Source organism: Sinorhizobium fredii NGR234, from assembly GCF_000018545.1.
In the GTDB taxonomy this organism is placed as follows: domain Bacteria; phylum Pseudomonadota; class Alphaproteobacteria; order Rhizobiales; family Rhizobiaceae; genus Sinorhizobium; species Sinorhizobium fredii_A.
Genome location: NC_012587.1, coordinates 845,911 through 858,823 on the forward strand (window position 1 = coordinate 845,911; position 12,913 = coordinate 858,823).

Annotated in this window: 11 protein-coding genes; 5 read left to right on the forward strand and 6 right to left on the reverse strand. The window is 62.6% G+C overall.

Going from position 1 to position 12,913, the window contains the following annotated elements; all coding sequences use genetic code 11:
• Positions 1-34 precede the first annotated feature (34 nt).
• The gene (gene pepN / locus NGR_RS15245; protein ID WP_012707366.1) at positions 35-2,695 is read right to left on the reverse strand and encodes an aminopeptidase N; all 2,661 of its coding nucleotides are present in this window, start codon (positions 2,693-2,695) and stop codon (positions 35-37) included.
• A 373-nt stretch (positions 2,696-3,068) separates the two neighbouring features.
• Between pepN and NGR_RS15250 the strand changes: the two genes are divergently transcribed.
• Entirely contained in the window at positions 3,069-4,007 is a 939-nt protein-coding gene (locus NGR_RS15250) for a DMT family transporter (protein ID WP_164924228.1), read from the forward strand.
• Positions 4,008-4,064: 57 nt separating this feature from the next.
• On the opposite strand, the gene NGR_RS32345 is transcribed toward NGR_RS15250, so the two are convergent.
• The 4 genes from NGR_RS32345 to NGR_RS15265 form a co-directional block, all read right to left on the reverse strand.
• Positions 4,065-4,205 carry a hypothetical protein gene (locus tag NGR_RS32345; protein WP_012707368.1) on the reverse strand — a complete coding sequence of 47 codons (141 nt, stop codon included), beginning with the start codon at positions 4,203-4,205 and terminating at the stop codon, positions 4,065-4,067.
• Between the two features lie 53 nt (positions 4,206-4,258).
• The gene (locus NGR_RS15255) at positions 4,259-4,438 is read right to left on the reverse strand and encodes a hypothetical protein (protein WP_012707369.1); all 180 of its coding nucleotides are present in this window, start codon (positions 4,436-4,438) and stop codon (positions 4,259-4,261) included.
• A gap of 139 nt (positions 4,439-4,577) precedes the next feature.
• Complete coding sequence (locus NGR_RS15260; RefSeq protein ID WP_012707370.1) at positions 4,578-5,459, reverse strand: uracil-DNA glycosylase; 882 nt, start codon at positions 5,457-5,459, stop codon at positions 4,578-4,580.
• Between the two features lie 50 nt (positions 5,460-5,509).
• Entirely contained in the window at positions 5,510-6,799 is a 1,290-nt protein-coding gene (locus NGR_RS15265) for an Hsp70 family protein (protein WP_012707371.1), read from the reverse strand.
• Between the two features lie 370 nt (positions 6,800-7,169).
• Between NGR_RS15265 and NGR_RS15270 the strand changes: the two genes are divergently transcribed.
• From NGR_RS15270 to NGR_RS15280, 3 genes are all read left to right on the forward strand, one after another.
• Entirely contained in the window at positions 7,170-8,834 is a 1,665-nt protein-coding gene (locus NGR_RS15270) for an electron transfer flavoprotein-ubiquinone oxidoreductase (RefSeq protein WP_164924229.1), read from the forward strand.
• Between the two features lie 347 nt (positions 8,835-9,181).
• Positions 9,182-10,180, forward strand: coding sequence for an ABC transporter substrate-binding protein (locus NGR_RS15275; RefSeq protein ID WP_164924230.1), 999 nt, complete (start codon positions 9,182-9,184; stop codon positions 10,178-10,180).
• A 202-nt stretch (positions 10,181-10,382) separates the two neighbouring features.
• Entirely contained in the window at positions 10,383-11,270 is an 888-nt protein-coding gene (locus tag NGR_RS15280; RefSeq protein WP_012707374.1) for an ABC transporter permease, read from the forward strand.
• A 90-nt stretch (positions 11,271-11,360) separates the two neighbouring features.
• Here the strand turns inward: NGR_RS15280 and NGR_RS15285 are convergent, their stop codons facing one another.
• A complete protein-coding gene (locus tag NGR_RS15285) occupies positions 11,361-12,269 on the reverse strand; it encodes a DMT family transporter (protein ID WP_012707375.1) in 909 nt (302 codons plus the stop codon).
• Positions 12,270-12,403: 134 nt separating this feature from the next.
• Between NGR_RS15285 and NGR_RS15290 the strand changes: the two genes are divergently transcribed.
• Positions 12,404-12,874 (forward strand): Lrp/AsnC family transcriptional regulator, encoded by a 471-nt coding sequence (locus tag NGR_RS15290; protein ID WP_012707376.1) that lies wholly within the window; start codon positions 12,404-12,406, stop codon positions 12,872-12,874.
• Positions 12,875-12,913: the final 39 nt, after the last annotated feature.

Sequence of the window (12,913 nt, forward strand, 5' to 3'; positions counted from 1 at the left end):
TGTGCAGCAGGCGAGGGTCGAGTGCGCGGCGGATTCACGCCGCGCTGCCGTCGCTCAACATTCGGTCGACGATGTCGCTGACGTCGGCGGAAAGATTGGAGGCCGCGGCGATTTCCTTGAGGGCCTCCTGGGCGTGATTGGCCCGCACCTGCTCCAGCGAGCGCCAGGAGCGCATCGACGTCAGGATCCGTGCCGCGAGTTGCGGATTGCGCGGGTCGATATCGAGGATCTGCCGCGCCAGGAAGCGGTATCCTTCGCCATCCGCGCGGTTGAAACCCGTCGGATTGGCGAAGGCGAAGGTGCCGACGAGCGAACGCACGCGATTCGGGTTGCTGGGGTTGAAGTGCGGATCGGACATCAGCGCCTTGACCCGGTCGAGGGTGGAGGCGCCGGGGATCGTTGCCTGGATGGCGAACCATTTGTCGATCACCAGCGCATTGTCCGCGAAGCGCTGCTTGAATGTGGCCAGCGCATCGATGGTCTCTTGCGCCTCCGGAAAACGGTGCGCAAGCAGGGTCAGCGCCTGGCTGAGGTCGGTCATGTTGTTGGCGGAACGGAACGCGCTGGCCGCCTTGTCGGGCTGGTCGTCGCCATAGACGAGATAGGAGAGGGCGGCGTTGCGCAGCGCCCGCCGGCCGGCGCTCGCGGCGTCGGGGCGGAACGGGCCGGAAAGCGTCATCTCCCCGAGCAGTCGCGCGAAGATTTCCTTGCCGGACGCGGCAATGCCGGAAAGGATCGCCTGGCGGCCCGATTGGATGGCATCCGGGTCGTTGTCGCGGCCGATCTCCCGGGCGATGTCGGCTTCGCTCGGCAGCGAGAGGACCTGGGCGCGGAACGCCGGCTCCAGCCGTTCATCGCCGGCGGCCGCCAGAAGCCCGCCGATGAGGGCGTCGTCGCAGGTGATCGGCTGACTGCGTCGCGTCTGGGCCGCCGCCTCCGCCAGATTTTCGAGCGCTATGGCGTTCAGCGCCTGCCATCGGGCGAAGAGATCGACCTCATGGCGTGCGATGAGCGCGCGGTCATCAGCGCTTTGTTCGATGTGCAGCTTGATCGGCGCCGAGAAGCCGCGATTGAAGGAAGGAACGGGCCGGGACGGAATGCCGGCGAAGACGACCGTCTGCTTGCGCTCCGTCAGATGCACGACATCTGCCGTGACGTCGGCGCCCGAGACGGCGGTCGGCGTCGCCTCGCTGCCGTCCCCGAGCAGGAGTCCGACACGGAGCGGGATATGCATCGGTTTCTTGGCGCTCTGGCCCGGTGTGGCAGGCACCGTCTGCTCCAGCGACAGGGTGTAGGTCGCCTTCGCTGCGTCGTAGGATCCGGAAGCGGTGATCAGCGGCGTTCCCGCCTGATGATACCAAAGCGAGAACTGCTTGAGGTCGCGCCCGCTCGCGTCCTCGAAGCAGGCAACGAAGTCCTCGATGGTAACCGCCTGACCGTCATGGCGGTCGAAATAGAGGTCCATGCCTTTCTTGAAGAGGTCGCGTCCGAGAATGGTCGCGATCATCCGCGTCACCTCGGATCCCTTCTCGTAGACGGTCGTCGTGTAGAAGTTGTTGATCTCGCGATATTTCGTCGGCCGCACCGGATGGGCGAGGGGACCGGCATCCTCGGGAAACTGCTCGGATTTCAGGTGCCGCACCTCGGCGATGCGCTTGACGGCGCGCGACCGCATGTCGGCCGAAAATTCGTGGTCGCGATAAACCGTCAGCCCTTCCTTCAGGCACAGCTGGAACCAGTCGCGGCAGGTGATGCGGTTGCCCGTCCAGTTGTGGAAATATTCGTGGGCGATGATCGCCTCGATATTGGCGTAGTCCGTGTCGGTCGCGGTTTCCGGATCGGCGAGCACGTATTTGTCGTTGAACACATTGAGCCCCTTGTTCTCCATGGCGCCCATGTTGAAGTCGGAGACGGCGACGATCATGAAGATGTCGAGATCGTATTCGCGGCCGAAGACCTCCTCGTCCCATTTCATCGACCGTTTGAGCGCGTCCATCGCATAGACGGCGCGTGGCTCCTTGCCGTGCTCGACATAGATCTTCAGCGCCACCTCGCGGCCCGAAACGGTCGTGAACGTGTCCTCGACCACGCCGAGATCGCCGGCGACGAGGGCGAACAGATAGCTCGGCTTCGGATGCGGATCGAACCAGGCGGCGAAGTGCCGGCCATCGCCCATGCCGGCGCCGCCGAGATAGTTGCCGTTCGAAAGGAGGAGGGGAGCGGTTGCCTTGTCGGCGATGATGTTGACCGTGTAGACGGCGAGCACGTCGGGCCGGTCGGGGAAATAGGTGATGCGGCGGAAGCCCTCCGCCTCGCACTGCGTGCAATAGACGTCGTTCGTGCGGTAAAGCCCCATCAGCTTCGTGTTCGTCTCCGGCGACAGGAGCGTCGTCACGGTGATCTCGAAGGGGGCGGTTTCCGGCAGACCGCGGATCGTCAGCGTATCGTCCAGCGCATCGTAGAGCGTTGCCGGGATCTCTTCCTGGTCGAGCAGCAGGCCGGTCATGGTAAGCTCGTCGCCGTCGAGCACCAGCGGGGCGGAGGGGTCGACACCTTCACGACGGTGCAGGATCAGGCGTGCCTCGACCTTCGTCTCCCTGGGGTCGAGTTCGAAGGTGAGGTCCACTCTTTCGAGAACGAAATCGGTCGGCCGGTAGTCTTCCAGATGAATGATCTGGCCAGTATTTGTCCGCATGGTCAGTCCCGCTTGCGCCTTCCGTCCCTAAGTTAGAGGGCGCCTGTGATGGTGAAAAGGCCAAGGGGCGAGATTTTATGCTTGCAATACCGTCGACCGCACTTCGGCAACAAACACGCTCGTTTTCCCCACCCCGAAGGCAGGTTTAACGAAGCGTCACTAACAAGAGCTAAATTCCACCGGATTTTTTCGTGTTCGCTAAAGCATCGCCTCGAAAGCAGGCGGATGCGAGTCATCACGAAAATGCCGTGCCTATCAAGAAAATTGATCCAACATGCTGCGTTGCGCAGTTAGACTGGCTCCGTCCTCCTGCGGCCTGCGCCGTATCCTGCTCCCCCGACCGGCTGCCCGGTATCATCTCGAAACGCCCTCCATGGATGCCGACATTCACAACCCCATGAAGGGGATTCTGCTCAAGGTCCTGTCCGTCCTCGTCTTCGTTTGCATGGCGACCTGTATCAAGGCGGCCGGCAGCGATATCGCGACGGGCCAGATCACCTTCTATCGATCCGCCTTCGCGATGGTGCCGATTCTCGGATTCCTGGCGTGTCGCGGCCAGTTACGCGACGCCTTCCGGACCAACAATGTCGCGGGGCATGTGGCGCGCGGTTTCGTCGGCATTTTGTCGATGAGCTGCGGCTTCTACGGGCTCGTGCATCTGCCCCTTCCAGAGGCGATCGCGATCGGCTACGCGATGCCGCTCTTGGCGGTTGCTTTCGCCGCGCTGTTTCTTGGCGAGATCGTCCGGCTCTACCGGTGGTCCGCGGTGATCATCGGCCTTGTCGGCGTGCTGATCATCACCTGGCCGCGCGTGACCTTGTTCGACGAAGGAGGGCTAGGCTCGTCGGAGGCGTCGGGTGCGGTTGCGGTGCTGCTTTCGGCGACGCTCGGAGCAGTCGCAATGGTTCTCGTCCGCAGGCTCGTGCAGACCGAGCGCACCCATACGATCGTGCTCTACTTCTCGCTCTCCGCCGCGGTGTTTTCCCTGGCGACGCTGCCCTTCGGGTGGTCGGCGATGTCGTGGACGTCCTTCCTGCTTTTGATGCTTGCCGGCTTCTGCGGCGGTGTCGCCCAGATCCTCTTGACCGAGAGCTATCGGCACGCCGACATGTCGACGATCGCGCCGTTCGAATACACCTCGATCGTGCTCGGTATCGTCATCGGCTATTTTCTTTTCGGTGATGTACCGACGGCTGCCATGCTCCTTGGCACGGCGATCGTCGTGGGAGCGGGGATCTTCATCATCTTCCGCGAGCACCGGCTCGGGCTTGAGCGGAAGGGGGCGCGCAAGCACGTCACGCCGCAGGGCTGAAACGCCTCGGGCTTGGCCCGCCAATCGCGAGCGGTGGCGTCTTCGATGGCTAGCGGATCAGTTGGGCAGCAGCGGGCTCACGGCAACGCGATGCGCGCGACGGGCGTCCTTGATCGTGCTCAGTCTGCTGAACTCGCGCGAGGCCCGGACGGCGGTGCCGATGTCGGAAATTGTATCGAGCAGGCTGCGGATAGACATGGTTGAAATCTTGCCCCGGCGGAGCGCCAGACTGGCGCTACACCGGAAATTGGTCAGCGTTGAATGAAATCGGCGTAAATCTGTGCCGGGTGGCGCGTCGTGCGCGCCAGGCCGATTGCCGTCAACTGCTCATTGGCTACCTTGCCGAAGCTGTTGTACGGCGTCCGCAGCGCGACGCGGGCCTGGCGGAGCGTCTCAAAGCTGCTGTGGATCGGGCGAAAGCGGGCAGTCATGGTTCAATTCCTTATCCATTCCTCCCGTTGCTCCATATTGCGTTGCAGCATTGATTTTGCAACGCATTAAAACGCGGCGCTGACATGCGCAAATTGCATGGCTTTGTTCATACTTCCTTCACCTGCGGGGCCGCGCCCGTCAGCCGCTGATCCGGGCCTTGAAAGCCAGTAGATCCTGCCAGGCGAAACGCTTGTTGACCGGTGCGGAAATGAGGTCCTGGGGATGCAACGTCGCCAGCGCCGGCACGAGGTGGCCTCCCGCGGAAAGCTCTCGCCATTGCCCCCGCGTCTGATGGATCGTCTCGTTGGTGCCGAAGAAGAAGCGGGCGGTGAAATTGCCGAGCAGAAGCATGTGCCTGGGCTCGGCGAGCGCAATCTGCCGCTCGATGAAGGGTCGGCAGATGTCGGCCTCCCGGCCGCTCGGTACACGGTTTCCGGGTGGTCGCCAGGGCACGACATTGGTGAGTAGAATGTCGGACCTCGAGAGGCCGATGCCGGAAAGCATCCGTTCGAGCATATCGCCGTGCCTGCCGGCAAAGGGCTGGCCGTCCCGGTCGTCCTCCGCATAGGGCATCGGCCCGACGACCATGATGCCGGATGCGGCGTTACCGTCGGCAAAAACGAGGTTGCGGGCGCTGTTTTTCAGGTTGCAGCCAGTAAAAGCCTCCATCGCCGTGCGCAACTCGGCGAGCGATCGGGCGCTTTCGGCAGCGAAGCGCGCCTCGCTGACCGCCTGCTCGTCGGGGATCGCTACCGTCGGCGGAACGCTTGGCGCGGCGGGACGAGCGTCGCGGGCCTTGCCCGAAGTCGCCGGCTGAACCCGACCACCCTGGACCTCCGGAGGTGTGGCCTGTCGGACCGGCGGGGCAGCCCGTGCGTCGGCGCGCTTGGCCTTCATCGCTTCGAATTCCGCCAGCCGATCGACGGGCTCGTCTTCGAGCAACCATTCGACGCCCGCCTCCGCATGGAAGGCGAGGAGCGCGGCGAGTTCCGAAGCGGAGAGGTCGTTGGCCGAGATCATGGGCGGAATTTAGCAGATCGGAAAGAACGGTCCAGCAGGGGGCGGGAGATTTACGCAGCGATCGTCCAGGCCGAGATATCCTCGCGCTCGCCGATCAGCGCAAGCCCGTGGGCGATCGACAGAAGCTCTCCGCCGCTTTCGATCCGCTCTTGGCCGAAGCGATTGTCAAAAAGCCGGCGGACGGCGGGCACGAAGGACGTGCCACCCGTCAGGAAGACCCTGTCGATTTCGGCCGGCGCAGTCGAAGTCGTGACAAGCACCTCGTCGAGGGCGGTTTCGATACGGGCGAGGTCGGGCGCGATCCAGGCCTCGAAATCCTGGCGCCTGACACTGCGCCGCGAGCGCTCGCCAAGCGGGGCGAAGAAGAATTCGGTTTCGTCTTCCTGCGACAGTCGTATCTTGGTTGCCGAGACCGCCTGATAAAGCGGGTAGCCTTCGTCATGATCGACCAGATCGACGAATGCCTCCAGCTTCTCCGGCTCGAGGCTCGTACGGACGAGCTTCTTCAGTTCCGCAAAGTCTTTGAGTGTCTTGAAGATCGACAGCTGGTTCCAGCGGCCGAAATTGGCGTAGTAGCTCGACGGGACTTCAAGCAGCTTGTCAAAGCTCTTGAACAGACTCCCCTTTCCGATGAGTGGGGCGATGATATTGTCGATGATGCGGAAGTCGAAGTGATCGCCGGCGACGCCGACGCCGGAATGGCCGATCGGCGTCGCGATCAGCCGTCCGCCGCGGCTTTCGAAGCGAATGATCGAGTAGTCCGTCGTCCCGCCGCCGAAATCGGCGACGAGCACCGTCGCATCGCGCTCGAGCTTGCGGGCAAAATAGAAGGCCGCCGCAACCGGTTCATAGACGTAGTGGATCTCCGGAAAATCGAAACGTGCAAGCGCGCGGCTGTAGCGTTCAATCGCCAGTCTCTCGTCCGGACTTGCGCCGGCAAATTGCACCGGGCGCCCGACGACGAGGCGCTGCAAGGCGCTGTTCCAGTCGTCTCCGGCGTAGTCCCTGAGGCGGGCCAGGAAGCGGTACATGAGATCCTCGAACTCATGCCGTTTCGCAAAGACCAGGGTGCCCTGAAAAAGCGCGCTTGCCGCAAAGGTCTTGATCGACTGAAGGAAACGGCACTCCCCGGGATTGTCGATGAACTCGCGGATCGCCGCCTGTCCCGCCTCCACTTTCAAGGGCGCGTGGCCCTGCTGCTTCAGGAAGGAAAGAGCGGTCCGCGTCGTGTCGAACCGGCCGGCGGGGCCCTCGACGAAGAGGGAGCGGGTCGACGTGCCCTGCGCCAGCGCCAGGACGGAGTTGGTCGTTCCGAAATCAAGGCCGAGGGCCGAAGCCATGATTTTGTCCTCGCGACTATACAGCGCCGCGCGCCTTATCAGGCGCGCAAAGGTCGCTGTAGCACTTTGAATTGCTGCATGTCTTTGTCCTTGAATCGAGGTCGACCTAAGGAGACATGCAGTAGGATGGGGCGGGCCTCGTTGCATGCGGGCGCGGCAAAAGCAAGCTGAACGAGAGGTTATTTCGTCGGGGATTTATTTACGTTTACGTTCAAGTAAGATAATGGACTGTGCTAAACTCATAAAGTCATGCGCAAATGCAGAGACAGTCTGTCGCATCCCGGCTCGACAAGGTTTGCGGCATTTGTCATGACGGGATGATTTGCTGGGAACGGAGCCGGCGGAGAACGGCAAGACTGGAGAACACGAGATGACCGAGCGACAAGAACTCCCCGAACGCGAGAGCATGGAATTCGACGTGGTGATCGTCGGCGCCGGTCCGGCCGGGCTTGCCGCGGCGATCCGCCTGAAGCAGGTCAATCCGGAGCTCTCGGTCGTCGTGCTCGAGAAGGGCGCCGAGGTCGGCGCCCATATCCTCTCCGGCGCCGTCGTCGATCCAATCGGTATTGACCGGCTGCTGCCCGATTGGCGCAACGACGCCGACCATCCGTTCAAGACCGAAGTCACCGACGACCACTTCCTGTTCCTCGTCCCGGCCGGCTCGATCCGCCTGCCGAATTTCCTGATGCCGCCGTTGATGAACAATCACGGCAACTACATCGTATCGCTTGGGCTCGTCTGTCGCTGGCTGGCGACCCACGCCGAGGCGCTCGGCGTCGAGATCTATCCGGGCTTTGCCGCGACCGAGGTGCTCTACAACGACGAAGGCGCGGTGATCGGCGTCGCCACCGGCGACATGGGCATCGAGCGCTCCGGCGAGCCGGGCCCGAACTTCGCCCGCGGCATGGCGCTCTTGGGCAAATACACGCTGATCGGCGAGGGGGTGCGCGGCTCGCTCGCCAAACAGCTGATTGCCAAGTTCGATCTCTCGAAGGACCGCGACGTCCAGAAATTCGGCATCGGCCTGAAGGAACTATGGGAGGTCAAGCCGGAGAACCACAGGCCGGGCCTGGTACAGCACTCCTTCGGCTGGCCGCTCGGCATGAAGACCGGCGGCGGCTCGTTCCTCTACCATCTCGAGGACAATCTCGTGGCCGTCGGCTTCGTCGTCCACCTGAACTACAAGAACCCCTATCTCTACCCGTTCGAGGAGTTCCAGCGCTTCAAGACGCATCCGGCGATCCGCGGCACCTTCGAGGGCGGCAAACGGCTCTCCTACGGCGCCCGGGCGATCACCGAGGGCGGCTACCAGTCGGTGCCGAAGCTGTCCTTCCCCGGCGGCGCGCTGATCGGCTGCTCGGCCGGCTTCGTCAACGTGCCGCGCATCAAGGGCAGCCACAATGCGGTGCTGTCGGGCATTCTGGCGGCGGAGAAGCTCGCCGAGGCGATCGCCAGCGGCCGCGCCAATGACGAACCGATCGAGATCGAGCGCGGCTGGCGCGACAGCGCCATCGGCCAGGACCTGAAGAAGGTCAGGAACGTCAAGCCGCTCTGGTCGCGCTTCGGCACGGCGATCGGCGTCGCGCTCGGCGGCCTCGACATGTGGACCAACACGCTGTTCGGCCTCTCCTTCTTCGGCACCCTGAAGCACGGCAAGACCGATGCGCAGAGCCTCGAACCGGCTGACAAGCACCAGAAGATCGACTATCCGAAGCCGGATGGCGTGCTGACCTTCGACCGGCTCTCCTCGGTGTTCCTGTCGAACACCAACCACGAGGAGGACCAGCCGATCCACCTGCAGGTCAAGGACCCCGAGTTGCAGAAGCGTTCCGAATACGACGTCTATGCCGGCCCGTCGACGCGCTACTGTCCGGCCGGCGTCTACGAATGGGTCGAGAAGGACGGCCAGCCGACCTTCGTCATCAACGCCCAGAACTGCGTGCACTGCAAGACCTGCGACATCAAGGACCCGAACCAGAACATCAATTGGGTGCCGCCGCAGGGCGGCGAGGGCCCGGTCTATCCGAACATGTGACGTCCGGTAGGCCGCCACGGTCATCCTATGGGTCGGGGAGCGTTTCCCGGCGCGCCTGAGCGCGCGCCGATGCCCGGCGGCAGATGAATTTGCCGCCACAGCCTTCAATTGCTTATCTTCATGAAAAAAGACAATGAACCCGCTCGCTGACGCAAATGGGCAAGCCTTTGCCCGCGAGACTCGATAGCAGTAACATGAGCCGTCGATCGGGAGTGTTGGATCGATGGCGACGAAGGCCGCTCCATCCGGTCCCGATCCGGCAGGAGGGTCTGATCCAATCGCTGTCCGCTGCCGCGGTGAGGCTGGCAGTTCGTCACGGGTACACCGTCAGAACAGAGGGAAACGACATGAAAAAACTACTTGCAACGACGTGTCTGGCCGTTGGCCTCTTCGGACTTGGCAGCGCCGCATCGGCGCAGGAATGCGGCGATGTGACGATCGCCAACATGAACTGGCAGAGCGCCGAAGTGCTGGCGAATGTGGACAAGTTCATTCTGACGGAAGGCTATGGCTGCAGCGCCGAGCTGGTCGTTGGCGACACCGTGCCGACGATCACATCGATGATTGAAAAGGGCGAGCCGGACATCGCTCCGGAAGGCTGGGTCGACCTGCTCCCCGACGTCGTCAACCGCGGCTTGCAGGAGGGTAAGCTCGTTGCCGCCTCGTCCTCGCTGCCCGATGGCGGCGTGCAGGGCTGGTGGATCCCGAAGTACATTGTCGACGCCAATCCGGACATCAAGACGATTGACGACGTGTTGAAGCACAAGGAACTCTTCCCGGATCCGGAAGATCCGAGCAAGGGCGCCATCTTCAACGGTCCGCAGGGCTGGGGCGGCACGGTGGTGACGACACAGCTTTACAAGGCCTACGGTGCGGAGGCTGCAGGCTTCACGCTCGTTGACACCGGCTCGGCCGCTGGCCTCGACGGCTCGATCGCCAAGGCTTACGAACGCAAGCAGGGCTGGGTCGGCTATTACTGGGCTCCGACGGCGCTGCTCGGCAAATACGAGATGGTGAAGCTTGATCACGGCGTGCCGGCCGACCCGGCCGAATGGAAGCGCTGCAACACGGTCGCCGATTGCCCGGATCCGAAGAAGAACGACTGGCCGAAGGACACGGTCCAGACGCTGGTGACGAAGGGCTTCGCCGATCGTGCCGGCCCGGTTATGGAGTATCTGAAGACCCGCGCCTGGCAAAACGATACCGTCAACAAGCTGATGGCCTGGATGACGGACAATCAGGCGAGCGGCGAGGAAGGCGCCAAGCATTTCCTCGAAGAGAATCCGGACATCTGGACCAAGTGGGTCTCGCCGGAGGTCGCAGAGAAAGTCAAGGCGGCCCTCTGACCGGCTCTAACAGCAACAGACGGCGCGCATAAAGGCGCGCCGTTTTCATTTCGCCACGCGCAGGAATTCGTTCACCGCGTGTCGGTTTGAGAATAAGATTGCGCACCTTCATTAGCTACAGCGCATGGTGCGTTTGAAACACGGCGGCAGCCAAGAAAAACAAAGATGTGCCGCCTAACCGGTTGCGAAGGGGAATCAAGAGATGGAATGGCTGACCAAATTTCCGCATATGAATGACGATAGCCTTCGAGAGCTGAAGAAGGCGATCGACGAAGGCTTTCGGACTTTCACGCGTGCCTATGGCGATGGCATCGAATCCTTCTTTGATCCGCTGCAGTTCTTCCTGATCGAGGCCGAGCGTTTTATGACGCGCACACCTTGGCCGATCATATTGGTCCTGATTGCGCTGATCGCCTGGTTCGCCAGCCGCAACTGGAAGGTCGTCGCTGGCGCCGTCGGCACGCTGCTCCTCATCGGCTATTTCGACATGTGGGACGACACGATGAAGACGATCTCGATGATCTTCGTCTGTACGGTGCTGTCCATCGCAGTCGGCATTCCGCTCGGCATCATCATGTCGCGCTCCGATCGCGTCCAGAACATCATCAATCCCGTGCTCGACGTGATGCAGACGATGCCGAGCTTCGTCTATCTGATCCCCGTGGTGATGCTGCTCGGCATCGGCAAGGTGCCGGGTTTGATCGCGGTGGTCATCTACGCCATCCCGCCGATGATCCGCCTGACCAATCTCGGCATCCGGCTGGTCGACAAGGATGTTCTCGAGGCGGCGGACGCCTTCGGCTCCTCGAGCTGGCAGAAGCTGAAGAACGTGCAGATGCCGCTGGCGCTGCCCACCATCATGGCCGGCATCAACCAGACCATCATGATGGCGCTGGCGATGGTCGTGATCGCGTCGATGATCGGCGTCCAGGGCCTCGGTCAGCCGGTGCTGAAGGCGATCGCCAACCAGTATTTCACGCTCGGCATCTTCAATGGCCTTGCCATCGTCGGCATCGCCATCATCTTCGACCGCGTCAGCCAGGCCTATGGCCGCCGGCTGCAGCGCCACCGTGAAATCGTCCACGGCTAAGTCTGAATGCTCGCTGCGACCGCTTCTGCGCCGTAGCCATAGAAGGGAAGCGGCCCGGGACGTTTGGTTCCGGGCCGCTTCTTTTTAGGCTTATGCCTGCCGAGGCGACAGAATTCCGGTCGCGAGTGCGACACCCGTGGCCGTGACAGCTGCAGCGGCGATCTCGAATGGCCCGATCGCCTCTCCAAGCAGCATGCCGCCGCCGATCATCGCGAGCACCGGCGTCAGAGCGGTGAAGGCGGCCGCTTGCGTACCGCCGAGGCGCCGGACGGCAAGGCCGTAGGCAAGCATGGCGACAAGACCGGAAAGAAAGCCCTGGCTCATTACCTGCAGGCCGATCTCCTGCGCCGGGACCTGCCCGAGCGTACTGCCGAAAACGAGTGCCAAAGCAAAGTGGATGAGGAGCGACCAGACGGCGATGAGCGCGCTGCCTTCGAGCGGGTTCAGACCGGAACGCCGGAAGGCGTGGGTATAGGTTGCCCAGAGCGTGGCGGCTGCTGGCAGCAGCAGGTAGCCGGTCCAGGCGGGCGCATCCGCAGCACCGAGGCTGCGGGTAAGCAGGATCGTCATGCCGGCAATGATCGCCGCAAAGCCCAGCAGCCGCATACGATCGGGACGTTCCCGGAAAAGGGTTATCCCGATGATTGCCGTCGACAGCGGCATCGAGCCTCCGAGCAGCACGCCGACCGAGGCCGCCGGCGTCGCGTGGATCGCGAAAGCCGCTACCTGGAAGAACACGGCGCCCGATCCCGCGACCATCAGGGCCAGCAGCGCCAGCGGCAAATTTTTCGGGATGAGACCCGTCTTCAGCCACACCGGAGCAAGAACCAGCGCCGGTATTCCAAAGCGAATAAGCCCGAGGTCGATCGTGCCGAGGTCGGTTGCGGCGGTGTGCCGGGTGGCAAGAATCCAGCCCGCCCAGATCAATACGGTGACGAAGGCGCCGGCATAGCCGGCCGCCGGCGATTCGGAGCCGCGATCGAGTGTCAGCGCTACCATTGTCTTGTTCCTCCAGCTTCGTCTTGATGAGGAAACCTTAGCGCTAACCCGCAGGGCATGTCCTTGCTATTTGTGCCTGATGAGGAGTATCATGAGCAACGATATGCCAATCCACAGATGAAATTGATTGAGATATGCCAAAGCTTGATAAATTCGATATCGCCATCCTCAAGGTCCTGCAGGAGGATGCACGCGCGACCAATGTCGAGATCGCCGAGCGCATCAATCTGTCTCCATCCCCGTGCCTGCGCCGCATCCGCAATCTGGAGAAGGCAGGCGTGCTGCGCGGCTACCGGGCCGACATCGACCGCAAGGAGGTGGGTCTGGGGCTGACTGTCTTCGTCGAGATCAAAGTCGGCCAGCACAGCCAGGAAAACGCGCGACGGCAGCAGGAGGCGTTGCTCGCCATACCGGAGGTGGTCTCCTGCTTCCTGATTTCCGGCAACGCGGATTTCCTCGCCGAGGTGGTGGTGGAGGACCTGTCCGCCTATGAGAGGCTGCTCACCGAAACCTTGTTGACGCTGCAAGGGGTGACGGACATTCGCTCGAATTTCGCCATCCGAACGATCAAGACGGCCGGTCCCCTGAAACTGCCTTCCCTGTAGGCCGCCGCACTCGAGCGCTGGGAGCCTCGGCAACGGACC